The 26,427-nt window shown below is 70.1% G+C and carries 25 protein-coding genes; 8 read left to right on the plus strand and 17 right to left on the minus strand.

The features are described 5' to 3' along the window. Nucleotides 1–346 precede the first annotated feature (346 nt). Nucleotides 347–913 (plus strand): NUDIX hydrolase, encoded by a 567-nt coding sequence (locus BMY74_RS09090; RefSeq protein WP_177229651.1) that lies wholly within the window; start codon nucleotides 347–349, stop codon nucleotides 911–913. Between the two features lie 54 nt (nucleotides 914–967). On the opposite strand, the gene BMY74_RS09095 is transcribed toward BMY74_RS09090, so the two are convergent. Genes BMY74_RS09095 through BMY74_RS09130 form a run of 8 tightly spaced genes read right to left on the minus strand, consistent with a single transcriptional unit; the run spans nucleotide 968 to nucleotide 7,512 of the window. Further along, nucleotides 968–1,354 carry a metal-sulfur cluster assembly factor gene (locus tag BMY74_RS09095; RefSeq protein WP_089912772.1) on the minus strand — a complete coding sequence of 129 codons (387 nt, stop codon included), beginning with the start codon at nucleotides 1,352–1,354 and terminating at the stop codon, nucleotides 968–970. Then, nucleotides 1,351–1,791 carry a Fe-S cluster assembly sulfur transfer protein SufU gene (sufU, locus tag BMY74_RS09100; RefSeq protein WP_089912775.1) on the minus strand — a complete coding sequence of 147 codons (441 nt, stop codon included), beginning with the start codon at nucleotides 1,789–1,791 and terminating at the stop codon, nucleotides 1,351–1,353. The genes BMY74_RS09095 and sufU overlap by 4 nt, the downstream gene beginning before the upstream one ends. Nucleotide 1,792: 1 nt before the next feature. Further along, nucleotides 1,793–3,070 carry a cysteine desulfurase gene (locus BMY74_RS09105; RefSeq protein ID WP_089912779.1) on the minus strand — a complete coding sequence of 426 codons (1,278 nt, stop codon included), beginning with the start codon at nucleotides 3,068–3,070 and terminating at the stop codon, nucleotides 1,793–1,795. Nucleotides 3,071–3,096: 26 nt separating this feature from the next. Further along, nucleotides 3,097–3,870, minus strand: a complete 774-nt coding sequence (gene sufC / locus BMY74_RS09110) for a Fe-S cluster assembly ATPase SufC (protein WP_089912782.1) — start codon at nucleotides 3,868–3,870, stop codon at nucleotides 3,097–3,099. A 31-nt stretch (nucleotides 3,871–3,901) separates the two neighbouring features. Next, nucleotides 3,902–4,216: a non-heme iron oxygenase ferredoxin subunit gene (locus tag BMY74_RS09115; protein WP_089912786.1), complete on the minus strand. Its 315-nt coding sequence runs from the start codon at nucleotides 4,214–4,216 to the stop codon at nucleotides 3,902–3,904. Next, nucleotides 4,213–5,370, minus strand: a complete 1,158-nt coding sequence (gene sufD, locus BMY74_RS09120; RefSeq protein WP_089912791.1) for a Fe-S cluster assembly protein SufD — start codon at nucleotides 5,368–5,370, stop codon at nucleotides 4,213–4,215. Before sufD ends, BMY74_RS09115 begins: the two co-directional genes overlap by 4 nt. Before the next feature lies 1 nt (nucleotide 5,371). Continuing rightward, complete coding sequence (sufB, locus tag BMY74_RS09125; RefSeq protein ID WP_089912795.1) at nucleotides 5,372–6,826, minus strand: Fe-S cluster assembly protein SufB; 1,455 nt, start codon at nucleotides 6,824–6,826, stop codon at nucleotides 5,372–5,374. Continuing rightward, on the minus strand, nucleotides 6,823–7,512 hold the full coding sequence (locus tag BMY74_RS09130; protein WP_342716652.1) for a helix-turn-helix transcriptional regulator: 690 nt from the start codon (nucleotides 7,510–7,512) through the stop codon (nucleotides 6,823–6,825). The genes sufB and BMY74_RS09130 overlap by 4 nt, the downstream gene beginning before the upstream one ends. Before the next feature lie 124 nt (nucleotides 7,513–7,636). On the opposite strand from BMY74_RS09130, the gene mptB reads away from it, so the two are divergent. The 4 genes from mptB (at nucleotide 7,637) to BMY74_RS09150 (ending at nucleotide 14,366) form a co-directional block, all read left to right on the plus strand. Next, the gene (gene mptB, locus BMY74_RS09135; RefSeq protein ID WP_089912798.1) at nucleotides 7,637–9,184 is read left to right on the plus strand and encodes a polyprenol phosphomannose-dependent alpha 1,6 mannosyltransferase MptB; all 1,548 of its coding nucleotides are present in this window, start codon (nucleotides 7,637–7,639) and stop codon (nucleotides 9,182–9,184) included. A gap of 73 nt (nucleotides 9,185–9,257) precedes the next feature. Continuing rightward, nucleotides 9,258–12,905: a patatin-like protein gene (locus tag BMY74_RS09140; protein ID WP_089912802.1), complete on the plus strand. Its 3,648-nt coding sequence runs from the start codon at nucleotides 9,258–9,260 to the stop codon at nucleotides 12,903–12,905. Then, the gene (locus BMY74_RS09145) at nucleotides 12,902–13,438 is read left to right on the plus strand and encodes a TetR/AcrR family transcriptional regulator (protein ID WP_089912805.1); all 537 of its coding nucleotides are present in this window, start codon (nucleotides 12,902–12,904) and stop codon (nucleotides 13,436–13,438) included. Before BMY74_RS09140 ends, BMY74_RS09145 begins: the two co-directional genes overlap by 4 nt. Nucleotides 13,439–13,523: 85 nt before the next feature. Continuing rightward, nucleotides 13,524–14,366 carry an oxidoreductase gene (locus tag BMY74_RS09150; protein WP_089912807.1) on the plus strand — a complete coding sequence of 281 codons (843 nt, stop codon included), beginning with the start codon at nucleotides 13,524–13,526 and terminating at the stop codon, nucleotides 14,364–14,366. A 101-nt stretch (nucleotides 14,367–14,467) separates the two neighbouring features. Here the strand turns inward: BMY74_RS09150 and BMY74_RS09155 are convergent, their stop codons facing one another. Further along, on the minus strand, nucleotides 14,468–16,453 hold the full coding sequence (locus tag BMY74_RS09155) for a glycosyltransferase (RefSeq protein WP_089912810.1): 1,986 nt from the start codon (nucleotides 16,451–16,453) through the stop codon (nucleotides 14,468–14,470). Beyond that, the gene (locus BMY74_RS09160) at nucleotides 16,450–17,025 is read right to left on the minus strand and encodes a DUF998 domain-containing protein (protein ID WP_089912813.1); all 576 of its coding nucleotides are present in this window, start codon (nucleotides 17,023–17,025) and stop codon (nucleotides 16,450–16,452) included. Before BMY74_RS09160 ends, BMY74_RS09155 begins: the two co-directional genes overlap by 4 nt. Nucleotides 17,026–17,226: 201 nt before the next feature. Between BMY74_RS09160 and BMY74_RS09165 the strand changes: the two genes are divergently transcribed. Genes BMY74_RS09165 through BMY74_RS09175 form a run of 3 tightly spaced genes read left to right on the plus strand, consistent with a single transcriptional unit; the run spans nucleotide 17,227 to nucleotide 19,824 of the window. After that, on the plus strand, nucleotides 17,227–18,132 hold the full coding sequence (locus BMY74_RS09165) for an ABC transporter ATP-binding protein (protein ID WP_245786053.1): 906 nt from the start codon (nucleotides 17,227–17,229) through the stop codon (nucleotides 18,130–18,132). After that, nucleotides 18,129–18,887 (plus strand): ABC transporter permease, encoded by a 759-nt coding sequence (locus BMY74_RS09170; protein ID WP_371927606.1) that lies wholly within the window; start codon nucleotides 18,129–18,131, stop codon nucleotides 18,885–18,887. The genes BMY74_RS09165 and BMY74_RS09170 overlap by 4 nt, the downstream gene beginning before the upstream one ends. Nucleotides 18,888–18,906: 19 nt before the next feature. Next, nucleotides 18,907–19,824: a COX15/CtaA family protein gene (locus tag BMY74_RS09175; RefSeq protein ID WP_089912820.1), complete on the plus strand. Its 918-nt coding sequence runs from the start codon at nucleotides 18,907–18,909 to the stop codon at nucleotides 19,822–19,824. On the opposite strand, the gene BMY74_RS09180 is transcribed toward BMY74_RS09175, so the two are convergent. The 7 genes from BMY74_RS09180 to BMY74_RS09205 form a co-directional block, all read right to left on the minus strand. Further along, nucleotides 19,803–20,906 (minus strand): ankyrin repeat domain-containing protein, encoded by a 1,104-nt coding sequence (locus BMY74_RS09180; RefSeq protein WP_089912824.1) that lies wholly within the window; start codon nucleotides 20,904–20,906, stop codon nucleotides 19,803–19,805. The two genes, BMY74_RS09175 and BMY74_RS09180, sit on opposite strands and share 22 nt — an antisense overlap. 9 nt (nucleotides 20,907–20,915) lie before the next feature. Then, complete coding sequence (locus BMY74_RS09185) at nucleotides 20,916–21,380, minus strand: GbsR/MarR family transcriptional regulator (protein ID WP_089912827.1); 465 nt, start codon at nucleotides 21,378–21,380, stop codon at nucleotides 20,916–20,918. Between the two features lie 105 nt (nucleotides 21,381–21,485). After that, nucleotides 21,486–22,052, minus strand: a complete 567-nt coding sequence (locus BMY74_RS09190) for a Uma2 family endonuclease (protein WP_177229652.1) — start codon at nucleotides 22,050–22,052, stop codon at nucleotides 21,486–21,488. Between the two features lie 173 nt (nucleotides 22,053–22,225). Then, nucleotides 22,226–22,744: an ATP-binding protein gene (locus BMY74_RS44910; protein ID WP_177229653.1), complete on the minus strand. Its 519-nt coding sequence runs from the start codon at nucleotides 22,742–22,744 to the stop codon at nucleotides 22,226–22,228. A gap of 79 nt (nucleotides 22,745–22,823) precedes the next feature. Next, a complete protein-coding gene (locus BMY74_RS09195; RefSeq protein ID WP_089912833.1) occupies nucleotides 22,824–23,369 on the minus strand; it encodes a DUF742 domain-containing protein in 546 nt (181 codons plus the stop codon). Between the two features lie 3 nt (nucleotides 23,370–23,372). Continuing rightward, entirely contained in the window at nucleotides 23,373–23,792 is a 420-nt protein-coding gene (locus BMY74_RS09200) for a roadblock/LC7 domain-containing protein (RefSeq protein WP_089912836.1), read from the minus strand. Then, nucleotides 23,789–26,413, minus strand: coding sequence for a sensor histidine kinase (locus tag BMY74_RS09205; RefSeq protein ID WP_245785995.1), 2,625 nt, complete (start codon nucleotides 26,411–26,413; stop codon nucleotides 23,789–23,791). The genes BMY74_RS09200 and BMY74_RS09205 overlap by 4 nt, the downstream gene beginning before the upstream one ends. Nucleotides 26,414–26,427 lie beyond the last annotated feature (14 nt).

The following is a 26,427-nucleotide window of genomic DNA, read 5'->3' on the forward strand; positions in this document are numbered from 1 at the left end:
TGGAAGGAGTCGAACCCTCGGGAAACTGTTTTGGAGGCAGTTCCGCTTCCGAAGCTCACCGGCAGGAAAAAGAAAACCGCCCACGTTGCACGTGGGCGGCTCCGAGGTCATGACCTGGGGATCAGGTCATGGCGTGGAGCCCCACGCCACCGCCAGCAGACCGCCGGCGATGAGGGCGAGAATTCGCCATCCCGCGAGCTGCGCCTTGGTGAGCATGTCTTCCTCCGGTTGATCTCTGTCGTTCGTTGTTGGAACCAAGCTATGCGAGGGCCGCCGGGGGTCGCAACGCATTTAATCGAGTTCACCGGGATGTTCCAGATAGTGGATTTGTGTTTCGATGGTGGACATGGCGGGTAAGGGCGCGGGGGCGCGTCATCCACTGCTGGCGGCGTTGCTGGCCGAGCGCGAACCCGCCTTCACCGGCGAGGTGTCGTGGCGGGGCGGCGCGATGCCGTTGCGGCTCAGCGCCCACACCACGCCGGCCGACCTGCCCGACGAGCTGGTCACGTCGGTGAGGTGCGTCGTACGGGTCGGTGAGCTGGTCGTCTTCTGCGAGAACCCCGACGGCGGGCATCCGCTGCCCGGCGGCAGGCGCGAACCCGGCGAGTCGCACGCGGACACGGCCGCTCGTGAGGTGCACGAGGAGACCGGGTGGCTGCTCGAACGCGACAGCCTCCGCGTCCTGGGGTGGCTCCACTTCGAGCACCTGGCCCCGCGCCCGCCCGGCTACGCGTACCCCTACCCCGACTTCCTCCAGGTCGTCTTCCAGGGCACGGCGACCCGGCGCGACGGCGGACCCGGCTGGGTCGACACCGACGGGTACGAGCAGAGCTCCCGGTTGGTCAGCCTGGCCGAGGCACGTGCGAGCACCTCGGACTCCCTGGCGGCGCCGGTGTTCCTCGACCTGCTCTGAAACGACGAACGGCGCGCACCCGCGGAGGGGTGCGCGCCGTTCGGCGAGAACAGGTCAGACGGTGAAGCCCAACGCGCGCAACTGCTCGCGGCCGTCGTCGGTGATCTTCTCCGGGCCCCACGGCGGCATCCACACCCAGTTGATGCGGAAGTCGCTCACGAGGCCGCCTCCCGTGCCGCCGGTGAGGGCGGCGCGGGTCTGGTCCTCGATGACGTCGGTCAGCGGGCAGGCCGCCGAGGTGAGCGTCATGTCGATGGTGGCGACGTTCTTGTCGTCGATGTGGATGTCGTAGACGAGGCCGAGGTCGACGACGTTGATGCCGAGCTCGGGGTCCACGACGTCGCGCATCGCTTCTTCCACGTCGTCCAGAGCGGCGACGTCAGCCTTGGGCTCGAAGACCGGCATGCCTTCGGCTCCCCGGACCACTTCTTCGGTGCTCATGCTGCTCCCTGGCTTCGTGCTACTGCGTCCTTGAAGGCCATCCAGCCCAGCAGCGCGCACTTCACGCGCGCCGGGTACTTCGCGACACCGGCGAAGGCGATGCCGTCCTCCAGCACGTCCTCGTCCGGTTCGACCTGGCCGCGGCCCTGCATCAGCTCGACGAACGCGTCCAGCTTCTGGAAGGCCTCGCCCACGGGCTTGCCCACGACGAGGTCGGTCAGCACCGACGTCGAGGCCTGGCTGATCGAGCAGCCCTGGCCGTCGTACGAGACGTCGGAGACCACGTCGCCGTCGAGCTTGACCCGCAGCGTCACCTCGTCGCCGCAGGTCGGGTTGACCTGGAACGACTCCGCGTCGAACGGGTCGCGCAGGCCGCGGCCGTGCGGGTTCTTGTAGTGGTCCAGGATGATCTCCTGGTACATCTGCTGGAGCTGCATCTCAGGCCACCCCGAAGAACTTCTGCGCCTCGCGGACGCCGTCGACCAGTGCGTCGACCTCGTCCAGCGTGTTGTACAGGTAGAACGTCGCGCGCACCGACGACTGGGCGTTCAGGCAGCGGTGCAGCGGCCACGCGCAGTGGTGGCCGACGCGCACGGCGATGCCCAGGCTGTCGAGCACCTGGCCGGCGTCGTGCGGGTGGACGCCCTCGATCTCGAACGGCACGGCGCCGCCGCGGTCCACGGCGTCGGCCGGGCCGATCAGGCGGACGCCCTTCACCGCCGACAGGCCTTCCAGTGCCGCCACGGTCAGCGCGTGCTCGTGGGCGTGGATGCGCTCCATGCCCACGATGCTGAGGTAGTCCACCGCGGCACCCAGACCGACGGCCTGGGACGTCATCGGCGAACCGGCCTCGAAGCGCTGCGGCGGCGGGGCGAACGTCGAGCCCTCCATCTTCACCAGCTCGATCATCGAACCGCCGGTGATGAAGGGGGGCAGCGCCTCCAGCAGCTCACGCCGTCCGTAGAGGACACCGATGCCGGACGGGCCGAGCATCTTGTGGCCGGAGAACGACGCGAAGTCGACGCCCAGCCGGTGGAAGTCCACCGGGCCGTGCGGAACGGACTGGCACGCGTCCAGCACGGTCAGCGCGCCGACCTTCCGCGCGGCCGCGACGAGCACGTCGACCGGGTTGATCACGCCGGTCACGTTCGACTGGTGCGTGAACGCCACGACCTTCGCCCTGGGTGTGATCACGCTGTCCACATCGGACAGGTCGAGCCTGCCGTCCGAAGTGAGTTCGAACCACTTCAGGGTCGCGCCGGTCCGCGCGGCGAGCTGCTGCCACGGAACGAGGTTCGCGTGGTGCTCCATCTCGGTCACGACGATCTCGTCGCCGGGGCCGACCACGAAGCGCTCGGCCTCGGGGCCGGACGTGGCGGCGTTGCCCATCGCGTACGCCACGAGGTTGAAGCCCTCGGTGGCGTTCTTGGTGAACACCAGCTCGCCGAAGTCGGCGCCGACGAAGTCCGCGATGCGCTGACGCGCACCCTCGTACGCGTCGGTCGCCTCTTCCGCCAGCTGGTGCGCACCGCGGTGCACAGCGGCGTTGTGCTGCTGCAAGAACGCCTTCTCGGCGTCCAGAACCTGCGTCGGGCGTTGCGAGGTGGCGCCGGAGTCCAGGTAGACCAGGCGCTTCCCGTCACGAACGGTGCGAGACAGGATCGGGAAGTCCGCCCTCAGGGCGGTGACGTCCAGTGGTGCTGCGGTGGTGGTCACAGCGCCTCCTCTCAACCGCTACAACGCTAGGAAATGGCTGCGGCTTCCGTCTTGCCGGTGTACTTCACGTAACCCTCGGACTCGAGCACGTCGGCCAGCTCGCGGCCACCGGACTCGACGATCCGGCCGTTCGCGAAGACGTGCACGAAGTCCGGCTGGATGTACTTGAGGATCCGGGTGTAGTGCGTGATCAGCATGACGCCGACCTCACCGGAGGCCTTGTAGCGGTTGACGCCCTCGGACACGACGCGCAGCGCGTCGACGTCCAGACCGGAGTCGGTCTCGTCGAGGATCGCGACCTTCGGCTGGAGCAGGCCCAGCTGCAGGATCTCGTGGCGCTTCTTCTCACCGCCGGAGAAGCCCTCGTTCACCGAGCGCTCGGCGAACGCCGGGTCGATGTCGAGGTCGGCCATCGCGCCCTTGACCTCCTTGACCCAGTGGCGCAGGGCGGGGGCCTCGCCGCGGACGGCGGTGGCGGCGGTGCGCAGGAAGTTCGACATCGAGACGCCGGGGACCTCGACCGGGTACTGCATGGCGAGGAAGAGGCCCGCGCGGGCGCGCTCGTCGACGGACATCTCGAGGACGTCCTCGCCGTCGAGGGTGACGGTGCCCGAGGTGATCGTGTACTTCGGGTGCCCGGCGATCGCGTAGGACAGCGTGGACTTGCCGGAGCCGTTGGGGCCCATGATGGCGTGCGTCTCGCCGGCCTTGATCGTCAGGTCGACGCCCTTGAGGATCTCCTTGGGAGCGTCCTCGCTGACGACCGAGACGTGCAGGTCCTTGATCTCAAGGGTGGCCATGACTGCTGAATCTCCTGGTGGTCTAACTAAGTCAGTTCGTGGTGACGGTGACGTCGACGAAAACATCGCCGTCACGGATGTCGACGGCGTAGACGTCGACCGGTTCGCTGGCGGGCGGCGAGGAGGGCTTGCCGGTCTGCAGGTCGAAGCACGACCCGTGCAACCAGCACTCGATCCCCTTGCGGGAGACCTCGCCCTCGCTCAGCGACACCGCGGTGTGCGAGCACAGATCCGCGAGTGCGTGCACCCGCTCGCCCTCGCGCACCAGGACGACGTCGACGTCGTCCACGGTGGCGGCGAAGGGCTTGCGGTCGTCCAGTTCGGACAGTGCACACACCTTGATCACGCGCCGACCGCCTCGAGCTCTGCCTCGATGGCGGCCTCGAGGCGCTCGCGCACCTCGGGGACGTTGATCTTCGCGATCAGCTCCTGGAAGAAGCCGCGCACGACGAGTCGCCGTGCCTGGTCCTCCGGGATGCCGCGCGCCTGCAGGTAGAACAGCTGCTCGTCGTCGAACCGGCCGGTGGCGCTGGCGTGGCCCGCACCCTCGATCTCGCCGGTCTCGATCTCCAGGTTCGGCACCGAGTCGGCGCGCGCGCCGTCGGTGAGCACCAGGTTGCGGTTCAGCTCGTACGTCTCGGTGCCCTCGGCCGCCGCGCGGATCAGCACGTCGCCGATCCACACGGTGTGCGCGCCATCGCCCTGCAGCGCGCCCTTGTAGACCACGTTGCTGCGGCAGTTGGGCTGCGAGTGGTCGATGAACGGGCGGTGCTCCTGGTGCTGGCCCGCGTCCGCGAAGTACAGACCGGCCAGGTCGGCGTCGCCGCCCCTGGCCGCGTACTGCACGACCGGCGTGATGCGGACGACGTCGCCGCCCAGCGTCACCACGGTGTGCTTGACCGACGCGTCGCGACCGAGCTTCACGTGGTGCTGCGAGACGTGCACCGCGTCGTCGGCCCAGTCGTGGATCGCGATCACCTGGAGGTGCGCGCCGTCCGCGACGACGAACTCGACGTTCTCGGCGTACGCGCCGGAGCCGCGGTAGTCGAGGACCACCGTGCCCTCGGCGAACTGCGAGGCCTTGACGAGCACGTGGCCGTACGCGACCTGGCCCTCGCCCGCACCGGTGACGGTGACGGTCGTGGGCTCGGACTTCGCGTCGCCGGGCAGCGTCACGACCGTCGCCTGCGAGAAGGACGAGTACGCCTGCGCGGCGACGCGGTCACCGGGGACGCCGGCCTTGCCGAGGCGGTCGTCTTCACGACCGACCGTCTCGACGGTGACACCGGCGGCGGCGTTCACCTCGACGGCAGCGGAACCCGTTGCCGCAGCGCCGGAGTGCAGACCGGCAAGACGCTTGAGAGGCGTGAAGCGCCAGATCTCCTCACGGCCGCCCGGGACCTCGAACGCGTCCACGTCGTAGGACGTGAAGTGCTCTGCGCGCGAGGCGACGGGAACGACAGCTCCGTGGGAGTGAGGTTGAGTCGACAGGGCGGCCATGTCAGCCGACGGCCCCTTCCATCTGCAGTTCGATCAGGCGGTTCAGCTCGAGGGCGTACTCCATGGGCAGCTCGCGCGCGATGGGCTCGACGAACCCGCGCACGATCATGGCCATGGCCTCGTCCTCGTTGAGGCCGCGCGACATCAGGTAGAACAGCTGGTCCTCGGAGACCTTCGAGACCGTGGCCTCGTGGCCCATCGCGACGTCGTCCTCGCGGACGTCGACGTACGGGTAGGTGTCCGAGCGGCTGATGGTGTCGACCAGCAGCGCGTCGCACTTCACCGTGGACTTCGAGTGGTGCGCCCGCTTGTTGACCTGGACCAGGCCGCGGTAGGACGTGCGGCCACCGCCGCGCGCCACCGACTTCGACACGATCGTCGAGGAGGTGTGCGGGGCCATGTGGACCATCTTGGCGCCGGCGTCCTGGTGCTGGCCCTCACCCGCGAACGCGATCGAGAGGACCTCGCCCTTGGCGTGCTCGCCCATCAGGAAGACGGCCGGGTACTTCATGGTCACCTTGGAGCCGATGTTGCCGTCGACCCACTCCATGGTCGCGCCCTCTTCGGCCTTGGCGCGCTTGGTGACCAGGTTGTAGACGTTGTTCGACCAGTTCTGGATCGTCGTGTAGCGGCAGCGGCCGCCCTTCTTCACGATGATCTCGACGACGGCCGAGTGCAGCGAGTCCGAGGAGTAGATCGGCGCCGTGCAGCCCTCGACGTAGTGCACGTAGGCACCCTCGTCGACGATGATCAGCGTGCGCTCGAACTGGCCCATGTTCTCGGTGTTGATCCGGAAGTAGGCCTGCAGCGGGATCTCGACGTGCACGCCCTTCGGCACGTAGATGAACGACCCGCCGGACCACGTCGCGGCGTTCAGCGCGGAGAACTTGTTGTCACCCGCCGGGATCACCGAGCCGAAGTACTCCTTGAACAGCTCCGGGTGCTCGCGCAGGCCCGAGTCGGTGTCCAGGAAGATGACGCCCTGCTCCTCCAGGTCCTCGCGGATCTGGTGGTAGACGACCTCGGACTCGTACTGGGCCGCGACGCCGGCGACGAGGCGCTGCTTCTCGGCCTCGGGGATGCCCAGGCGGTCGTAGGTGTTCTTGATGTCCTCGGGCAGGTCCTCCCAGCTGGCGGCCTGCTTCTCCGTGGACCGGACGAAGTACTTGATCGAGTCGAAGTCGATCCCAGAGAGGTCAGCGCCCCAGCTCGGCATCGGCTTGAGGTCGAAGAGCTTCAGCGCCTTCAACCGGTAGTCGAGCATCCACTCGGGCTCGTCCTTCTTCGCCGAGATGTCGCGGACGACTTCCTCGTTGAGGCCTCGGCGGGCGCTCGCGCCGGCGACGTCCGAGTCGGCCCAGCCGAACTCGTAGTTGCCGAGAGACGCAATCGTCTCTTCCTGCGTGAGCGGAGACTGCACCGTGGTGGGCGTGCGCTGCTCGGCAGCGGCAGTCATGCGGGCTCCCCTCCATCATCTGGGATGAGCTTTCCGGCAGAGCCGGGTTGAACGTTCGGGATGTGCGTCGTGCACACGGCGTGGCCGCGGGCGATCGTCGCGAGGCGCTGCACGTGGGTACCGAGGAGGTTCGCGAACGTCTCCGTCTCGGTCTCGCACAGCTGGGGGAACTCGGCTGCGACGTGGGCGACCGGGCAGTGGTGCTGGCACAACTGCTCACCCACCCCGACGTTGCGGGCCGATGAAGCGTAGCCCTCCCTGGTCAACGCGGCTGCGAGGGCCTTCGCCCGTTCGGCGGGCGTGACCTGGGCCACGATCGCTGAACGGTGCCGGTCCACCAGTGCGTCGACACGGCTCTGCGCGAAGGCGCGCACAGCCTCTTCCCCACCCGTCTGGGCGAGGAACCTGATCGCGGCGACCGCGAGGTCGTCGTAGGCGTGGCCGAACCGGGCGCGTCCGGCATCCGTCAGCAGGAAGAGCTTCGCGGGACGACCTCGGCCACGTTGGGTCTGCCGGGGCGCGTCCCTGGTCACCGCCTCGCCGTCCGCGAGCAGCGCGTCTATGTGACGACGCACGGCCGTGGGGCTGATGCCCAGTTCCTCCGCGACGGCTGCCGCGGTGACCGGGCCCTGCTCCAGCAGGAGCCTGGCGACGGCACGCCGAGTCTTGCCGTCGTGCTGCGGCACGGCGTCAAGGTGGGTCTCGGCGTTTTTCACAACACCAGTGTTGCGTATTTCGCCGGAGGTCGCAAAGATCGCGGTCACAGGGTGACCTGACTCACGGCTGAACGTGGCTCGATACCCTGCCCACATGCCCACGAACGGCGGAGCCGTGACTCCGGAGAGCGACCTCTTGAACGGCCGGGAGCGTCGCCAGCTGGACATCGTGCGTCGCTGGGGCACCATCGGCGCGTTGCTCCTGACCGTGGGCTCGCTGGGCGGCGGCGCCGCCCCCATTTACTCCCCGCTCTACGGCGTGCCCGTTCTGGGGCTCTTCTCCCGGATGCCCAGCGTGGCGATGGGCGTCGTGTGGACCGGCATCTTCATGATCGTGTCCGCCTGGCTGGCCCTCGGCAGGTTCGTGAAGCCCGGCAGGCCGAGGCTCATCTCGCGCGGCCAGATGGACCGCACGCTGCTGATGTGGACCGTTCCGCTGGTCTTCTGCGTGCCGATGTTCTCCCGCGACGTGTACTCCTACCTCGCGCAGAGCGAGATCGCCGCGCGCGGCCAGGACCCGTACGAACTGGGTCCGGCGACGGCGCTGGGCGTCGACCACGTGCTCACGCGCGGTGTGCCGAACATCTGGCGGGAGACGCCCGCGCCGTACGGGCCGCTGTTCCTCGCGTTCGGCCGGCTGACGGCGATGCTGACCGGCGACCACGTGGTGTCCGGCGTGTTCGTGCACCGGCTGCTGGTGCTGGTCGGCCTGGGCATGATCGTGTGGGCGCTGCCCCGGCTCGCGGCCCGCTTCGGGGTCCCTCCGGTCGGCGCGCTGTGGCTCGGCGCGCTGAACCCGCTGGTGCTGTTCCACATCGTCATCGGCGTGCACAACGACGGCCTGGCGCTCGGCCTGATGCTGGTCGGCTTCGAGCTGGCGATGCGCGGGCTCGAACCGCTGAAGTGGTCGTGGATCGCCTTGGGCTCCGGGGTCATCGTGTGCGGCGCGATGGTGAAGATCCCCGCGATGGCCGCTCTGGGGTTCCTCGGCGTGCTGGTGGCGCGCAAGCTCGGCGGCCAGTTCAAGCACCTCGCGCTGGTGGCCGGGATCATGGCGGTGATAGCGGCGGCCGGGGTGGTGGTGATCTGCCTCGGCACCGGGTTCGGGTTCGGGTGGGTCGAGACGCTGAACGTCGCGTCGACCGTGAAGTCGTGGATGTCGCCGCCGACCGCGCTGGGCTTCCTGGGGGCGGGTACGGGCATCCTGCTCGGCCTCGGCAACCACACCGAGGCCATGATCTCGCTGACCAGGCTGCTCGGGCAGGCCGTGTCCGTGGTGATCACGGTCGTGCTGCTGTGGCGCAGCTTCAAGGGCCGGATCAAGGCGATGAACGGCCTGGGCGCGGCGCTGGGCGCGATCCTGGTGCTCGGGCCGGTGCTCCAGCCCTGGTACGTGCTGTGGGCGGCGCTGCCGCTGGCCACGGCGGTGGTCGGGCCGAAGTTCCGGATGTTCGCCATGGTGACCTCGGCGATCATCGCGGTCATCCTGCCGCCGACCGGGTCCGCGTTCGACGGGCGCGCGTACACGGTGCCGCAGGCCGTCGCGGGTGCCGTCATCACGTTCGCCGTGTGCGTGCTGATCGCGCGCAAGCGGGTGGGGCCGTTCCTCAAGTCCGACCCTGCCGGTGGCGGGCACGTCTGACAGTCGTAACCCGAAACCTCCGGCGGACGAGAAACGGACAGAGGAAGATCGTCGGCGGAGGGGGTGACGTGGCATGTCCGAGCAACCCATGTCGCGCGAAGAGGTCCGGTTCGCCGTCGTGCTCAACGGGGGCGTGAGCCTCGCCGTCTGGATGGGCGGCGTCGTGCTGGAGCTCGACCGGCTGACCAGGCCCGGATCGGTGTACCAGCCGCTGCTCGACCTCGTCGGCTGCACCGCGCGGGCGGACGTCATCGCGGGCACGTCGGCCGGGGGCATCAACGGGGCCGCGCTGGCGTTGTCGCAGGTCAACAGGAACGCCGACCTGACCCGCCTGCGGGACCTGTGGGCCGAGCAGGGGCGGATGGAACAACTGCTGCGGACGCCGTTCCGGGGCTCGCCCGCGTCGCTGCTGAAGGGCGACGAGTTCTTCCTGCCCCGCCTGCAGGAGGCGCTGGCCCGGCTCACCACGGACTTCGCGCCGACCGAGCCGAACGAGCGCCCGATCGACCTGAGGATCACCACCACGCTGCTCGGTGGCGTCCCCACGACCACCTACGACGACCTGGGCCAGCCGCTGTCGCAGTCGGTGCACCAGGGGTCGTTCTCGTTCCGCCGCGACCCCTACAACTGGGTGTCCGAGCACACGCGCGACGACTTCACGCCCGACGTGCTCAACGACCGGGTGCTGCAGCTCGCGCTGGCGGCGCGGTCGAGCGCCAGCTTCCCGTTCGCGTTCGAGCCGAGCTTCATCCCCGTCGGCGGCCAGGCGACGCCGGACCGCCCGGACATGGCGGACGTCGCCAGCTGGGCGGGCGGCGGCGACCGCAGCCGGTTCGCGGTGGACGGCGGTGTCCTCGTGAACACGCCGACGAGGGAGGCGCTGGAGGCCATCGACCGGATGCCCGCGGACGGACCGGTGCGCCGCGTGATGCTGCTGGTCTTCCCGCACGCCGAGCCGCTGGGCACCGAGCCGGTGGCGGACATGCCCGGCAAGGGGCTCACGACCGTGGGGTCCGGCGGCAAGCTGCTGGGTGCGATGTCCAGCCAGGCCAACAGGACCTACGTCGAGAAGATCGAGGAGCACAACCGCAGGGCCGCGAGCAGCCGGGGTGGCCGGATGGCGTTGCTGGAGCGGCTGCACACCGCCGGTGACGACGTCGTCGGCGAGGTGTACTCGTTGGCGGACAAGCTCTTCGGCCACTACGAGGACGTCGAGATCCGGCTCGCCGCCCGTCAGGTGACGGCGCAGCAGTTCGCGCTGCCCAAGGGGAACCCGGCGAACTGGTCGTTCGAACGGGCGCGCCGGGCCGCGGAGTCCGCGCAGCGCAAGTGGAAGGCGCTGCACGGCGTCCTGCCGTACGTGCCGGGCGTGCGGCTGCCGGGTGCCGTGTGCCGCGAGGACGTGGGCTGGGAGTGGGGCATCACGATGGCCGAACGCCTCGGGGCGTCGGCGCTCGACCTGCTCAAGCGGCTGGTGTGGGTGGTGCCGGAGGAGCACGCCGAGCAGATCACGCGGGCACGCCGGGAACTGCACCAGGTGCGTGCGGAACTGCGCAGGCTGCGGGAGGAGCTGTTCGACTGGAAGCCGTCCGACTCGCTCGGCGAGACCTACTGGACCGGCAGGCTGGCGAGCTACCACGAGCACATGGTCGACGGGCACGTCGGCCTGGAGGTCCGGGCGCAGGTCGCCGAGGTCGGGCGGATCGTCGGCGAGGCGCAGCGGGTGATCGGCGGGCTGGACGAGCACCGGATGAAGCTCGGCGGGCTCGTCTGCTGGCACGCCCTGCTCGGCGCGCCCGCGGCGGCCTCGGAGGCCGGTCTCGACGACGGTGAGCGGTGGCTGTCGCGGATGCTGGCGCTGGAGATCGCCGGGACGTGCCTGTCCGACGACGCCTCGACCGGGATGGACACGCCGGTCGAGCTGGTGCAGGTGTCGCTGCAGACGCGCAACGCCTTCGCGCGGCAGTCGATCACCGCCGACGACAAGGCGGGCGGGGCGTCGCTGTCGCGCTTCTCCGGTTTCCTGAAGCGGTCGTGGCGGGTCAACGACTGGATCTGGGGCCGTCTCGACGGCGCCACCATGTTGTGCCGCGTGCTGTTCGACCCGCGCCGGCTGCGGCGCATGGACCTGCTGGGACGCCCGGCCGGTGACACGCGCACGGCCGATGCCCGCGCGAAGGCCGTGGTCGACGAGGTGGTGCGGTCCATGTTCGGGCTGGAGCTGCCGGTGCAGGTCGCCGCGTGCGCCGAGGAGGCCCGCGTCGAGCTCGCCGGCATCTACGAGACCGAGAACGAGCTGTCGCCGTCGTCGATGAAGCTCGCCGAACTGGCCGCGTGGGGCCTGCACTGGCGGATCATCTGCGAGGAGCTGCCCCGGCTGCGGGCCGCGATCATCGCCGACCGCGGTGACGGCGCGGACAAGCGCTCGCGGGGTGAGCTGTTCCTGGAGGAGCACGCGGACCTGTTGCGGCGCCTGGAGAACCCGGCCGAGCACACGGTCACGCTGGGCATGAGCGCGCTGAACGCCTTCGACCGCGCGGGCATCGGCCGCGAGCCGCTGACCCAGGAGGCCGCGTCGGACCAGATGATCCGCACGGCCGCCACCGCCGCGGCCGTCGCCGTGACGGTGGCCGACTCCGAACGCTCCGGGCTCGCCGCCGTCCGTCCCGTCACGCGGGTGGTGCGCGGCGCGGCCCTGCTCCCCTACTGGACGATCACCGGTCTGACGCGCGGCGGTCAGCTCGCGCAGTTCCTGGGACTGCTGGGACTCGCGGTCGGCGGCGCGCTGGTCGTGATGGCGATGTTCGGGATGCTGCCGGCGTGGGCCGCGGGTCCCGGCGCGGCGTTGGGCGCGGCCGGTCTGCTCGGCGCTTTCGGGTACGCGGCTTTGCGAAGCGGCACGATGCTGCACGGCCTGGTGTTGCTGTCACCGGTGATCCCGTTGGGGGCCATAGCCGTCGACCGGCTGCCCGGTGACCGCGCGGAGATCACGACCGGCACGATCACCGTGGCCGGTGTCGCGTTCGTGGTGGCGGCGTTGCTGGTGCTGGGTTCCCTGCCGTCGCCGATCCGCACTCCTCTGGCGGTGCTGGCCGACTTCCGGCCGCTCGAGATCGTGCGGCGCCGCTGGAAGCAGGCCGCCGTGGTGCTGGTGGTGGCGGCGGTGGCGTGGTCGGTGTGGCGGTTCGGGTTGCACACCCGGCCGTGGCTGGTGATCCCGGCGTCCGTCCTGTGTGGAGCGTTCGGGATGTGGATGGCGCTGACCGGTGGCAGGTCGCTGCAGCGGTGGCGCCGGGTCGAAGGCGTGTGGGGCACGGAACGCGCCGAGCCTCCCGCCGCGGCCACCGCGGGATGGGCCGTCATCTACGGCATCGGCTACCTCGCCGTCGCCGACGTGCTGCTGGTCATCGGGCCGCGCGGCTGGGGCTGGCAGGCGGTGATCGGGACGGCGCTGGCGTTCGGCCTGACGTTGCTGCTGATCACACCCTGGTACGTGCCGCGGCTGGAACGCCGCCGGCTGCGCGACCAGTTGGTGGACGAGGCGATCCCGGCTGTTTATCCGCCGGGGTGCGATGTGGCGGCCGTGTTGCGGGAACGGCTGGAGGGGCACGCCTCGCTGTACCGGTTCCTGGTGGAGGGCGAGGGGGAGCACCCGGAGGAGTTGACGCTGTCGCCGGCGGGACTGGTGGTGGCTCGGAGGATCGAGGCGAAGCTGTCGTGAGGGCCGACGCGACCCGCAACATCCAGGCCGTGCTGCGCGCGGCAGCCCGTGTGTTCTCCACGGACCCCCTCGCACGGATCACCGACGTCGCCGCCGCGGCGGGCGTGGACAGGCGGACCGTCTACCGCCGGTTCGACTCGCGCGAGGACCTGCTGCTGGCGGTCTACCGCGCACGGCTCGACGAGCTGGAGGCGTTGATCGACGAGACGCTCGTCGACCGGCCGGTCCGCGAGGCGCTGCCGGCGTTCTGCGAGCGCGGCATCCGGCTGAGCCGCGACTGGCCCGTCGACGTCCGCGCGGCGACCGATCCGGCGATCCGGTCGCGGCGCGAGGAACTCGACGCGCGGATGGACGACTTCCTGCGCCGTGCCGAACGGGAGGGCGTGCTGGCTCCCGGGCTGCCCGCCGGGTGGTCGTTGCGGACGTTGCAGACGCAGCTGCACACGGTCGCGCAGGAGATGCCCGCGCTGGAGCCCGCCGAGGCCGCCGCGCTGGTGGTCAGGACTTTCCTGAACGGTGTCGGCGCCGTGTGACGAGCGCCATGCACGTCAGCGGGCATTTTCCCGCCGCACCGGACGTCTTAAGTGTCACAAGTTGTGACACTTAAGGAGCTGGATCATGTCGAAGACGTGGCTCGTCACCGGGGCGTCCCGAGGGTTCGGGCGCAGGATCGCCGAGGCGGCGGCCGAGGCGGGCGACCGGGTCGTCGCCAGCGCCAGGAACCCGCAGCAGCTCCAGGACCTGGTGCAGCGGTACCCGGACCGGGTGCGCGCGGTGGCGTTGGACGTCACAGATCCCGAGGCCGCCCGCCGTGCGGTCGAGGAGACCGTCGAGGCGTTCGGCTCGCTCGACGTGGTGGTGAACAACGCGGGCTACGCCAACAGCGCGCCCATCGAGGAGATGTCCGAGGCCGACTTCCGCGCCCAGGTGGAGGCGAACCTGTTCGGCGTCGTGAACGTGACCCGAGCGGCGCTGCCGGTGTTGCGCAAGCAGCGTTCCGGCACCTTCGTGCAGTTCTCGTCCGTCGGCGGGCGCGCGGGAGGCACACCGGGCATGGGCGCCTACCAGACGGCCAAGTTCGCGGTGGAGGGCTTCTCCGAGGTGCTGGCGAACGAGGTGGCGCCGTTCGGCGTGCGGGTCGTGATCGTCGAACCGGGAGCCTTCCGCACCGACTGGCAGGGGTCGTCGATGGTCCGGCACGAGGTCGGCGCGGACTACGAGGAGACCGTCGGCGCGATCAACCGGTTCCGCGACGAGACGGACGGCAGGCAGCCGGGCGACCCGGTGCGCGCGGCGCGGGTGGTCCTCGACGTGGTGGGGTCCGACGAGCCGCCGCGCAGGCTGGTGCTGGGCGCCGCGGCGGTGGAGACGGTGCTGGCGGCGGAGGCCCGGCGGACGGCGGAGACGCAGAAGTGGGCCGCGGTGAGCGCGTCGGCGGACTTCCCCGCCGACGAGGGCTGAGAGCGGTCCCCGGAACGTCCGTTCACGGCACCGGTCCGGCCGCACGTCGCGACCGGACCGGTGTTTCCCCCGCGGCTCCCCCGAACCGTCGAACTCCCCCGTCAGGCCGCCAGCGCGATGACCGGCACCGGCTTGCCCATGGCGCGCGAGTACAGCGCCTCGAACCGCTCCAGCGTCGTCCCCAGCGCGTGGTGCGAGATGATCTCGCTGCTGGCCGCGCCCATCCGGGTCCGCATCGGCTCGTCGTGCACCAGCGTGTGCAGGCGCTGCGCCAGCTGGTTCACGTCACCCGGCTCGAACAGCCAGCCGTTGCGGCCGGGCTTGACCAGGTGCGGCAGCGCCATGGCGTTGGCGGCGATCACCGGCTTGCCCGCGGCCATGGCCTCCATGGTGGCGAGGCTCTGCAGTTCGGCGACGCCGGGCATGACGAACAGGTCGCAGCGGGCGTAGGCGTCGAGCAGGTCGTCCTCGGACACGAAGCCGTGGAAGCGCACGCGGTCGGTGATGTCGAGGTCGCGGGCCAGCAGCTCCCACTCCGCCTTGCAGGTGCCGTCACCGACGATCTCGCCGAACGCGCCGGGCACCCGGGCGAGGGCGCGCAGGAACTCGTCGACCCGCTTCTCCTCGTCGAGACGGCCGACGAACAACGCCGTCGGGCGGTCGTTGTGCGTCACGGTGCGCTGGTAGCGGGAGATGTCGATGCCGCACGAGACCGGGACGGCGGTCTGCGGGAAACCGCTGTCGTGCAACAGCTGCACCGCGCGCGGGGTCGGGGCGGTCACCACGTCGGCGCGGCCGAAGACGCGGGCGAGGTCGCGGTAGGCCCACTTGCGGGCGAGGCCCTGCAGGAACGACGGGACGTGCGCGTGGCTGAAGAGGTTCTCCGGCATGAAGTGGTTCGTGGCGAGCGTGGGGATGCCCTCGGCCACCGCCGTGTTCAGGACGAACCGGCCCACGACGAAGTGCGCCTGCACGTGCACGACGTCCGGCTTCAGGGCCTTGACCAGCTCCGCGGCCTCCTTGGAGGCCTGCCACGGCAGGCAGAAGCGGAAGTCCGGGTAGAACGGCAGCCGGTGCGACCGGAGCCGGTGGACTGTCACCCCTGGGATCTCCGTGGCGCGGGGCGAGTCCGGGGCGATGACGTGGACGTCGTGGCCCCGCGAGGCGAGACCGACCGCCAGGCGCTGCGCGAAGCGCGCGGCACCGTTGACGTCCGGCGGGAACGTGTCGGCGGCGATGACGACGCGAAGGGCGCTGGAGGTGTTCACGGGAAGCTCCGTTCGAATGTGTTCACGAGGTTGGCGAGCGAGTGCGAACACGCCGCACACCGCGGCGAGGGCGCAGGCGAACAGCAGGACACCGGTCACGAGGGACAGGTGGGCCGCTTCGCCGAGCAGGAAGATGCCGAGGCCCACGGCGACCAGCGGGTCCACCACGGTCAGGCAGGCGACGGCGAGATGAGGAGGGCCACCCGCGTAGGCGTGCTGGACGAGCCAGCCGCCGACTGCGAGCGAGAGGGCGATGCCGAGCACGGACGCGAGGTGCGAGAGCCCGAAACCGCCTTGCTGCACGGACTGGGAGACGGCGCGCATCAGCACGGACACGTAGCCGTATGCGACGCCACCGGCTGATGCGAACGCCACAGCGCGGATGCGTGCATTGGACGTAAGGGCCGCGATCACGCCCGGCACCGCGATCAGGCCGAGAGTGACGAGTCCGGCCGTGAGTTCGACGTCCGGCACGACCTTCGTGGCGGTCGTACTGCCCGAGGCGAAGAACACGAACGCACCGACGCCCACGGTCGTGAGCAGGATCGCCGGCAACTCGCGGAAGCGGCGGTCCATCAACGCGGTCATGCCGATCGCGAGCACGCCGATCGGCTGCACGACGGTCAGCGGCGCCATGCCGAGAGCGGCCGCGTGCACCCCGGCGCCGGCGACCAGCAGCGCGAGGCCGCCCAGCCAGCGGGGTTGCCGCAGGACGCTGGCCCGCGCGCCGTTCGAGGCGATCGCGTCGTGCTGCAGGCGGGCCGCGAGGGCGAAGCACACGGCTCCGAGCACGGCGAGCGTGATGGCGAGCAGTGTCATGACGTGCGCCTCACCTGTAGTGCCGCGATGGCGAAAAGGAGTACGTAAAGAGATGCGAACAAAACGCGTTCCGTAAGTCCGCGCGCCTCGAAACCGCCGAAGGAAACGTGGCTGACGAGAAACGCGGCGGACGAGATCGTCGCCGTTGTTGCGATACCGAGCAGGGCCGGAAATTGACGGGCGATGAGCACGCCCGCGGCGGGCAGCGCCACGAACATCACCGCGCCGGCGTACCGGTGGATGTAGCCCGACATCGTGGTCGGCGCTCCCGTCGGGTCGGTCGGGAAGATCGTGGCCACGGTCAGCCCGGCCGACCAGATTCCGATCAGCCACTGCGCTGACCTGCCTACACCCCGCAGGTTGACGGCGAGCAACGCCGAGACGGCCGCGAGGCTAAGAGACGTCGCCGCCAGCCAGCCCGTGCCGTTGTCGACGAACACGTAGTCGCTGATGACGTCCGAGACCGGGCTCAGCTGACCTGCCGACACGACATGCAGGTAAAGAATCGGGACCAGTGAGAACACCAGTCCCCCGACCACCAGACCTCGTCTTTTCGCCCCCGCTTCGACCACGGGAAAAGTCTCTTGTGAACGAGGTGATCAACCAATGGGGAACTCCCCCGAGGGGACCCTGAGGTGTCCCTGAGTCACCGGGGTAGGGCCAGCCCCACCTTTTTCAGCTCCACTTCAGGAATGGGCCGAATGACCCAACTGCGTGCGGACCGCCCCGACCGCCTAGGCTTCGTGCCTGTGAGCCCGAATCCCCAGCCTGCGGTGGAAGTGTCGGGGCTGGTCAAGAGGTACGGCTCGAAGACCGCCGTCGACGGCCTCGACCTCGTCCAGCAGCCCGGCACCGTGCTAGCCCTGCTCGGGCCCAACGGCGCGGGCAAGACGACGACGGTCGAGATCTGCGAGGGCTTCCGGCAGGCCGACGACGGCTCGGTGCGCGTGCTCGGCATGGCGCCCGGCTGTGAGGCGCTGCGCCCCCGCATCGGCGTGATGCCGCAGGGCGGTGGCGGTTATCCCGGCATCCGCGCCGAGGAGATGCTGAACCTCGTGGCGGCGTGCGCCGCCAACCCGCTCGATCCGAAGTGGCTGATCGAGGTCCTCGGGCTCGGCGGTGCCGCGCGCACCCCGTACAAGAGGCTCTCCGGCGGCCAGCAGCAACGGCTTTCGCTCGCGTGCGCGTTGATCGGCCGGCCCGAGCTCGTGTTCCTGGACGAACCGACCGCGGGCATGGACCCGCAGGCGCGCCGCCTGGTGTGGGACCTCGTCGCCGCGTTGAAGGACGACGGCGTGGCCGTGCTGCTGACGACGCACCTCATGGACGAGGCCGAGGCGCTGGCCGACGACGTCGTGATCATCGACGAGGGCCGCGTGGTCGCGCAGGGCTCGCCCGCCGAACTGACCGCGCACCGGGCGGACGACCAGCAGCTGCGGTTCCGCGCCCGGCCGGGTCTCGACCTGTCGTTGCTGTCCGCCGCACTGCCCGAGGGGCTGAAGGTGCGCGAGGCGACGAAGGGCGCGTACGTCGTGGAGGGGCTGATCGACCCGCAGGTCGTGTCGACCGTCACGTCGTGGTGCGCGCAGCAGGGCGTGCTGGCCGAGGAGCTGACGGTGGCCAAGCGCAGCCTCGAAGACGTTTTCCTGGAGCTGACCGGCAGGGAGCTGCGCTCGTGACCACCTTCGCTCCCGGCACGTTCAAGCCCGCGCCCGGCCGCGGTTCGCTACCGCGCATGCTCTTCGTGCACGCGCGCACCGAGGCGATGCTGACGTTGCGCAACGGCGAGCAGATCCTGCTCACCGTGATCATCCCGCTGGCGTTGCTGGTGGCCCTGTCGGTCATGTCGGTGATCCCGATGCCCGAGCCCCGCGTGGGGTCGGCGACGGCGCGGATCTTCGCGCTGGCGATCATCTCGTCGGCGTTCACCGGGCAGGCCATCGCGCTGGGCTTCGACCGGCGTTACGGCGTGCTGAAGCGGCTCTCCGCCTCGGCGCTGCCCCGCTGGCTGCTCGTGGCCGGACGGGTGTGCGGCGCGCTGGTCGTGGTCGCTTTGCAGATCTTGTTGCTCGCCGTCACGGCGTTGGTCCTGGGCTGGCGCTTCCCTCTTTCAGGGCTGCCGTGGGTCGTGCTGCTGATCGTCCTGGGCACGCTGACGTTCGGTGCTCTGGGCGTGCTGCTGGGCGGGGCGCTGCGGGCCGAGATCGTGCTGGCGCTGGCGAACATCATCTGGTTCGTGCTGCTGATGGTCGGCGGGGTGGCTTTGTCGGTGCCCGTCGGGTTCGTGCACCTGTTGCCGTCGGCTGCTTTGGCCCAGGCGCTCGAAACGTCTGTGGTGCACGGCACGGCACCCGGTGTGGGCCCCGTCGCAGTGCTCGTGGCCTGGGGTGTTGTGGCGGGCGCCTTGGCGACCCGGACGACGAAGCTGACATAACGGCGCCTACCATCAAGGCGTGTCGAAGCTGACCGCCTTCCTCGTGTCCTGGCAGCGTGCGTTCGCGATTGCCGTCGTCATCGCGCAGGCCGGAATCGCGGTCACCGGGTCGATCGTCCGCGTGACCGGCTCCGGTCTCGGCTGCCCGACGTGGCCGCAGTGCTTCGAGGGCAGCGTCACCCCCGTCGAACACCCCGAGGTCGCGACCCTGCACCAGTGGGTCGAGTTCGGCAACCGCACGCTGACCGGTGTCGTCGGCATCATCGCGGCCCTGTGCGTGCTGGCGGCGTGGTTCCACCTGCCGCGGCGCCGCCGGGTGCTGGTGCTCTCGCTCGTGCAGCTCGTCGGCGTGGCCGTGCAGGCGGTCGTCGGCGGCATCACGGTGCTGACGGGCCTCGCCTGGTACACCGTGTCGATCCACTTCCTGATCTCGATGGGTCTCGTGTGGATGGCCGTGCTGCTGGTGAGCTCGCTGTCCGAGGGCGACGGTCCCGCCCGGCTCAAGGTGCCCGCGCCGTTGATGAAGCTCCAGGTCGTCATGGCCGTCGTGCTGGGCGCCCTGCTGCTCGCGGGCACGTGGGTGACGGCCGCCGGGCCGCACGCCGGTGACGCGTCGACGCCGCGCCTGGACGTCGAGGTCGCCACGCTCGCGCAGATCCACGCGGACCTGCTGTTCCTGTTCCTCGGCCTGCTGATCGCGATCGGGTTCTTCACCCGCACCCGCACTTACTGGACGCTGGTCGGTGTCGTGCTCGCCCAGGGCGCGCTCGGCATGGTCCAGTACTGGACCGGTGTGCCCGAGGTCCTCGTCTCGATCCACGTGCTCGGCGCCGGGGCCGTCGTCGTTGCCACGGCGGCACTGTGGACGTCCTCGCGCGAACGCACGCACGTCGTCGAGGTGCCTTCCGACGACGATCAGGCGCTCAGCAAGGCCTGAGCCTCGCCCTGGTCGTTGTGGCCAGCCCAGTTCGCGGGCGTGGCCTCGAAGTTCACGTCGGTGATGGTCCGGTCGGCGCCCGCGTCCAGCAGGACGCGGATGACCGGCAGGTGGCCGCGTTCGGCCGCGAGGTGCAGCGCCGTCACGCCCTCGCCGTGCATCGGGCCGCCGAACGTCGTGCGCTGGTTGGGGTTCGCGCCCAGGTCGAGCAACGTGCGGGTGGCCTTCTCGAGCCCGCACCAGGCGGCCCACGCGAGCGCCGTGCCGCGGTAGACGTCGGCGTCGATCCTGGCGCCGCGCTTGAGCAGGTCGCCGAACACCTCGGTGCGGTCGTTGCGGGCGGCCCACGACAGCGCCTCGTCGAGCACCTCCTGCGGGTCGTTCGTCGGCCACCAGCGCGGGAAACCGCTGTGCGGGCGGTAGTAGCCGCGCTTGGCCTCCGGTTCGGCGGCGAGGTCCAGATCCCCCAAGCCGGCCGCGGTACGCAGGTTCGACGGCTGGACCCCGTGCCGCGCCAGGAGTTCCGCGGTCTTCGCGTTGCCCCAGAACAACGCCACGGTGAGCGGCGTGCCACCCTCGCCGCGGGCCTCCAGGTCGGTGCGCGCACCTTTGGCCAGCAGCAGCTCGGCCAGGTGGGGCTGGTCCGCGTACGCGGCCTGGTGCAGCGCCGTCCAGCCGTGCACGTTCTGGTGGTCGACTTCCGCCCCCGCGCTGAGCAACACCTCGACGAGCCGCTCGTCGCACTTGGCCGCCGACAGCCCCAGCAGGTCGTTGCCGTTGGTGCCACTGGCCTTCACGAGCCACGGGTCGCGCGTGACGATCGCCTTGAGCTCACCGGGGTTCTGCATCTCGATGGCCTGGTAGGCACGGGCGAACGGCCGCGGCTTGCGGATGTTCGCCCTCAGCGCCCGCCAGTCCTCACAGCCGTGGGCCTGCGCGAGCACGATGTGCGCGCCCTCGTCCGTCAGCGGGACGTCGTCGAAGACCTCCAACGCACCCGGCACACCGTCCCACGCGGAGGCGAGCAGCCCGCGGGCTCGCTCCTCGTAGTACTCGATGTCATCGCGAAACGGGTGCCACATGGCACCACGCTACTTCGGTGAAGCGGGCCTGCGCTCCCACAAAGCGGGCAGTTCCTCCGAGAGCCAACCGTAGAGCCGGTCGACGGTCTTGAGACGCTGCGCGCGCTCCGGGTCGCCGCTGAGCAACCGCATGCCGTCGTCGGTGAGGACCTGCACGCTGGCGATCGCGGTGAGCTTGCGCTGGATGAACTCCGTCCAGGCCTTCTCGTTGATCCGGTACTCGGCCGCCTGCCGTCCGCGTCGCGTCCGCTTGGTCACCAGGCCGACGTTGACCAGGTACTTGAGGTTCGTGCTGATCGACCCGCTGCTCGCCTCGAGCTCCTGGGAGAGCTCGGCGGCGGTGCGCTCGACCGGTTGGCACACCAGCAGGTAGCCGAGGATGCGGCCACCGATCAGCGGGATGCCCTCCTCGGCGAAGTGGGCCGCGAACCGCTCGATCCAGGCGGACAGCCTGGTCTCCCGCCCGACGCTCATCAGGATCCCTTTCGGTCGACACTGAAGCCATCGTAGCGATCTTGTCAACGGTTCGGGGCATGTCGAAGGCCGGGAGGTCTCCCTCCCGGCATCACTCTGGTGGGTTCAGCGGCGTGGTTTGTGAAGATCAGCGGGGTCGAAGGCGACGGAGATCGTGCCCACCACGAGCACCGGCTCCCTGCTTCCCGGCGTCAGCGTCACAACGTCCGAATACACGCCGTCGTTCAGCCGGTGGCAGTAGATGACCGGACCATCCGCGACGTCCAGCTCCACTCGCCAGTACGCGGGCACGCCAGCCGCGGCGAAAGCAGCCGGCTTCTCCAGGCGGTCGCTCTTCTTGGTGGACGGGCTGACGATCTCGACCACCAGCGCGACGTTCGCGACGTCGACGGACACGGTCTCGACCCGCTCGGTCGCCACCACCACGTCCGGGATGTAGCCGAAGGACTCGCTGACTCGGACTCCGACGGCTGTCAGCGCCTCCATGCCTTCGGCGGCGACGGCGTCGTCGAGGATGCGCGCCAGCCGGTCGCCCACCCTTTGGTGCTTGGCAGCGGGAGCGGGGGTCACGACGAATCGCCCGTCGACCAGCTCGACGCGACGGCCCTCTTGCGGGTCAAGGCTCTCCCAGTCGTCCAGGGTGTAGCCGTCCAGACGCCGCGCAGTGGTCACCTCGTCACCCCCAGCCTGGCCTTCTGACACCGGTCGACCCACAGATCCAGTCTGACACGTGTGGCGGCCATTGCCACGGCCACCGGAGGCGACGCTAGACAGCGAACGGCCCCGAGTGCCAGTCACTCGGGGCCGAACAACCAGAAGGTGTGAGCGCTTGAACCTGCTCCAAGTCAGCAGACGGGCGCGAGCGGAGTCGTCTCGTCGGGCCCCGGCCGCCGGCGCCACCGGTCCAGCTTCGCGTGCTCGGTCAACGAGATCAGCGCCTCCCGCACGGACAGCTTCACCCGCGGGTCGCAGTGCAGCACCGGCACGTCGGGCGAGATGCCCATGCCGTGGATCACGGCCTTCACGTCACCCCGGACGGAGGCGTGCACGTTGTTCAGCGCCAGCACGTACGGGATGTTGTGGTCCTCGAAGTACCGCATCGCGTCCACGGAGTCCGCCGGGCGCATGATGTCGAACAGCACGACGGCGCCGACGGCACCGCGCACCACGTCGGTCCAGCCCGCGCGGGCGTCCTGCCACTGCGGCGCCACGAACAGGTGCAGGGCGAGACCCGGGTCGAGCCACACGCGTCCGAACTGGATGCGGACCAGTTCCGTCACGCCGCCCGCGCGCTCCGGCGCGAGGGAGCTCATCGTCAGGAGATCGCTCTCCACGATGGACCTGATGAAAGTGCTCTTGCCCACGCCGAAGCCACCGGCGACGACAACCTTGGCCGAGGTCAGCTCCCGACCGGGGGGCCCGGGGGGCCCGAATTCGGGAAATCTAGAGCCGACGTAGTCCACTAAGCACTCTCTCCATCAACCCGAGGTCCGGCGTGTCACCGCCCGCGGAAGCGGTCTGGTGCACGTCCACCAGACCTCGTTCCGCCATGTCGCCGAGCAACACCTTCACGACTCCCAGCGGGAGTCGCATCAGTGCCGCCACTTCCGCGACGGACCGCGGGGTGTGGCAGAGCTCGACGACGCGTTGGTGCTCAGCCTGCAAGATACCTGTCGACAGCCGACTCTGATCATTGGCGGAGACAAGTGTCTCGATCTCGAGGTTGATGTTCGACCGAGTGCGCCCGCCCGTCCAGGCATATGCACGAACGATCGAGGCGTCGGACGGCTCCGGGAAGACGGGCTCGAACGCCGGCACCTCGGTCCGCGGGACGACGGGAGTCGTGTCGCGCTCCGGCACCTCGTCCGGCATGCGCGTGCGCTTGCGGCCCGAGTCCAGGGAGAACCCGTTCATCAGGTCCGCGAAGGTCTGCTCGGCGGGCGTCTCGGCCCGCCTCCGTCGTCGGGGCGCGTCAGAGGACGAACTCATGGATCACCTCACGCTGTGCAGCTGCGCTCGCAGTTCGGGGGTGAGGATCTGGCCCACCTGGTCGACGACCACGGTCATCTCGTAGGCCACTTGACCGACGTCGCTGTCGGGGGCGGCGAGAACCGCCAAACAAGACCCGTCTCGAATGGACATGAGGAGCATGATCCCGTAGTCCATCTCGATCACGGTGCGCAACACTCCGCCACCTTCGAAGCATCGTGAGGCGCTCAGCGTGAGCGCCACGACGCCCGAGGCGATGGCGGAGAGCTGGTCCGCGCGCTCGGGGGGCAGACCTGTCGACTTGGTGAGCAGCAGGCCGTCGACCGAGATCACGATGGCATGGGCGACACCGGCCACGCGATCGGTGAAGTTCGTGATCAACCAGCCGAACTGGTCGACCGGACGCGACTGCGGCGTGCTCATGCCTTCTCCCCGTTGTACTGGCCGTTCCCCTGGCCTCTTCCGTTCCCGCCGCCACCGAGCGGCGCCTGGCGCAGGCCCGTCTGGTAGCTCGCGAGAAAGCCCCGTGCTCGTTCAGGATCGCGCTTCGGGCCCGTGGCGGGACGCGCGACGTTTCCTGGCCGTTCCGCGAGGTCGGGAAGCAGGTTCTTGCGCGGTGCCCGTTTCGGCAGCCCGGCGTCGGTCTCACCGGCGTCCGTCACGGGGTCTCCGGCCTGCTCCCACACGGTTCCGCCGGGCTTCTTGCCGAACCAGGATGCCACTACTGACGGTGACGACATTGGGGAGGGTCCAAGGTTGGGCCCTGCCGACGAATGGTCACTGTTGACCGATTCGTCCGAGACTCCGCTGCCGGCGAACCAGGAGGACGTCGTCTCACTCGGCGATTCGGCCGGCACACCGTTGTGCTCGGCCGCGGCGGAACGGGGTGTGCGCTGCGGCAGCGACTCGTCGATGGCGGCGCCGCGGAACGACGTCCACTCGGCCGACTCGCGCGGCTGTTCGATGGCCGGGGCGGGCACGGCCGGGGGCGCCAGGTTCGGCGTCTTCACGACGACGTGCGGCTGCTTGGCGATCGGCTGCTTCGGCTGGGGCAGCGCGGCGTGGCGCGGCTGCGACGGTGCCGGGGCCTCCTGGTTCGACCGGACGAGCTCCGCCGGCACGAGCACGAACGCGCGCAGGCCCTCCCGGCCCTCCCCCGCCCCGCGCAGCCGGACGGTGATGCCGTGGCGGCCCGCGAGCCTGCCGACGACGAACAGGCCCATCTGGCGCGACACGGGCACGTCGTCCTCGGTGCCGGACGAGAGCCGCTCGTTGGCCTCGGTCAGCTCGGCCGGGCCCATGCCGATGCCCTGGTCGGCGACCTCGACGAGGACGGAGCCCTGCTGGTCGAGCCGGGAGCCGATCACGACCTGCGTGGTGGGCGCGGAGAACGCGGTGGCGTTGTCCAGCAGCTCCGCGACCAGGCGCACCAGGTCGCTGGCCGCGTAGCCGACGACCTCGACCGACGGCGTCGACTTCACCACGACGCGCTGGTAGTGCTCGATCTCCGACGCGGCGGCGCGCAGCACGTCCGCGAGCGGCACGGGCTGGCTGAACCGGCGCGCCATGTCCGTGCCGGACAGCACCATCAGGTTCTCGTTGTTGCGGCGCATGCGCGTCGCGAGGTGGTCGAGCTTGAACAGGTTCGCGAGCTGCTCGGGGTTCTCCTCGTGGCGCTCGAGCTCCTCCATGAGCTTGAGCTGGCGCTCGACGAGGCCCTGCGAGCGGCGCGACAGGTTGACGAAGATGTTCTTCATGCCCGACCGCAGCGAGGACTGCTCGACGGCGGAGCGGATGGCCTGCTCGTGCACGGCGTCGAACGCGCGGGCCAGCTGGCCGAACTCCTCGACGGAGTGCACCGGCACCGGTTCGATCTCGGTGTCCGGCTTGCGGTCGGCGCGGATCGCGGCGACGACCTCGGGGAGGTGGTGGTGCGCCACGTCGAGGGCCGAGCGCCGCAGCTCCGACAGCGAGCGCAGCAGGTAGCGGCCGATGACGAAGCCGAGCGTGCCGGCGATCAGCAGCATCGCGAGCAGGACGACCGCGGCGGCGCCTGCCTTGTTGGACGTGTCGTCCTGCAGCGCGGCGGCGGTGTTCGCGAGCTCGTCCTGCAGTCCGCGGCCGACCTGTTCCATCAGCCGCGCGGTGGTGCCGGACGACTTGTTCCAGTCGTCGACGGCGATGCCGAACTCCTGCGGCGGCTTGGGCTGGCCGGGGCGCGTCGTCGGCGGCGGGGTGCCCTCGGGCTGGGTGAGCGCGCGTTCCACGAACGCCGTGCGCAGCGCCACACCGGCACCGGTGACGGTCTGGTCGTAGGCGCGGCGCTGCTCGGTGGTGCCGATGGCCTGGAAGTCGTTCAGGCGGTCCTGCAGGCGGATGTCGGACTGCTCCAGCGCGCGGATCTCGGGGCCGAGCAGCTTGCCGCGGCCGATCCCCGCTAAGACGAGCGCGTGCTGCAGCGAGACCTGCTCCTGTGCGATGACCATGTGGTGCAGGGCCTGCGCGGTGCCCGAGATGGCGTCGTCGTTGAACTGGCCGACGAGCGCCTGCTCGAAGTCCAGCAACGACTTCACGACCGCGGTGTAGCCGGTGGTGCCGCCGGACGGGTCGCCGCCGTCACCGCCCTGGACGACCTTCTCCCGCAGGTTCTTGAGCGTCTCCAGCTGGCCGCCGAGCTCGAGGAACCGCTGGCGCGCGACGTCGCTGACGCCCTCGGTGCGGTCGACGCGGCGGCGCACGGTCGCGGCGGCGTTGTCGGTGGCGCTGATCTGGTTCTGGTACGCGCCGACGCCGGAGCCGCTGGTGGCGCTCTGCGCGGCGAGCGTGCGTTCCTGCTGGACGCTCGAGATCAGGGGCGCGAGATCCGCCCTGAGACGAACCAGGCCCTGCATCTGCACGTAGTTGTCGGACCGGTCGACGTAACCGGAGATCTGCATCGCGCCCGCGCCGACCGCGACGGCCACCGGGACGGCGAGCACCACGCCGAGCTTGACGGGCAGGCGCCAGTTGCGCCAGTCGCTGATCTTTCTCCACTCGACATTCACGAAATGATCCCCAA

Origin of the sequence: Lentzea albida (genome assembly GCF_900111005.1) — a bacterium.
In the GTDB taxonomy this organism is placed as follows: domain Bacteria; phylum Actinomycetota; class Actinomycetes; order Mycobacteriales; family Pseudonocardiaceae; genus Lentzea; species Lentzea albida.

Excerpts from the sequence above, each read along its gene's own strand:
- BMY74_RS09180 (WP_089912824.1), bottom strand. The coding sequence starts at position 20,906 with ATGTGGCACCCGTTTCGCGATGACATCGAGTACTACGAGGAGCGAGCC.
- BMY74_RS09200 (WP_089912836.1), bottom strand. The coding sequence starts at position 23,792 with ATGAGCACGCCGCAGTCGCGTCCGGTCGACCAGTTCGGCTGGTTGATC.
- BMY74_RS09090 (WP_177229651.1), top strand. The coding sequence starts at position 347 with ATGGCGGGTAAGGGCGCGGGGGCGCGTCATCCACTGCTGGCGGCGTTG.
- BMY74_RS09155 (WP_089912810.1), bottom strand. The coding sequence starts at position 16,453 with ATGACACTGCTCGCCATCACGCTCGCCGTGCTCGGAGCCGTGTGCTTC.
- BMY74_RS09150 (WP_089912807.1), top strand. The coding sequence starts at position 13,524 with ATGTCGAAGACGTGGCTCGTCACCGGGGCGTCCCGAGGGTTCGGGCGC.
- BMY74_RS09140 (WP_089912802.1), top strand. The coding sequence starts at position 9,258 with ATGTCCGAGCAACCCATGTCGCGCGAAGAGGTCCGGTTCGCCGTCGTG.
- sufU (WP_089912775.1), bottom strand. The coding sequence starts at position 1,791 with ATGCAGCTCCAGCAGATGTACCAGGAGATCATCCTGGACCACTACAAG.
- BMY74_RS09095 (WP_089912772.1), bottom strand. The coding sequence starts at position 1,354 with ATGAGCACCGAAGAAGTGGTCCGGGGAGCCGAAGGCATGCCGGTCTTC.
- sufC (WP_089912782.1), bottom strand. The coding sequence starts at position 3,870 with ATGGCCACCCTTGAGATCAAGGACCTGCACGTCTCGGTCGTCAGCGAG.
- mptB (WP_089912798.1), top strand. The coding sequence starts at position 7,637 with ATGCCCACGAACGGCGGAGCCGTGACTCCGGAGAGCGACCTCTTGAAC.
- BMY74_RS09195 (WP_089912833.1), bottom strand. The coding sequence starts at position 23,369 with ATGAGTTCGTCCTCTGACGCGCCCCGACGACGGAGGCGGGCCGAGACG.
- BMY74_RS09185 (WP_089912827.1), bottom strand. The coding sequence starts at position 21,380 with ATGAGCGTCGGGCGGGAGACCAGGCTGTCCGCCTGGATCGAGCGGTTC.
- sufD (WP_089912791.1), bottom strand. The coding sequence starts at position 5,370 with ATGGCCGCCCTGTCGACTCAACCTCACTCCCACGGAGCTGTCGTTCCC.
- sufB (WP_089912795.1), bottom strand. The coding sequence starts at position 6,826 with ATGACTGCCGCTGCCGAGCAGCGCACGCCCACCACGGTGCAGTCTCCG.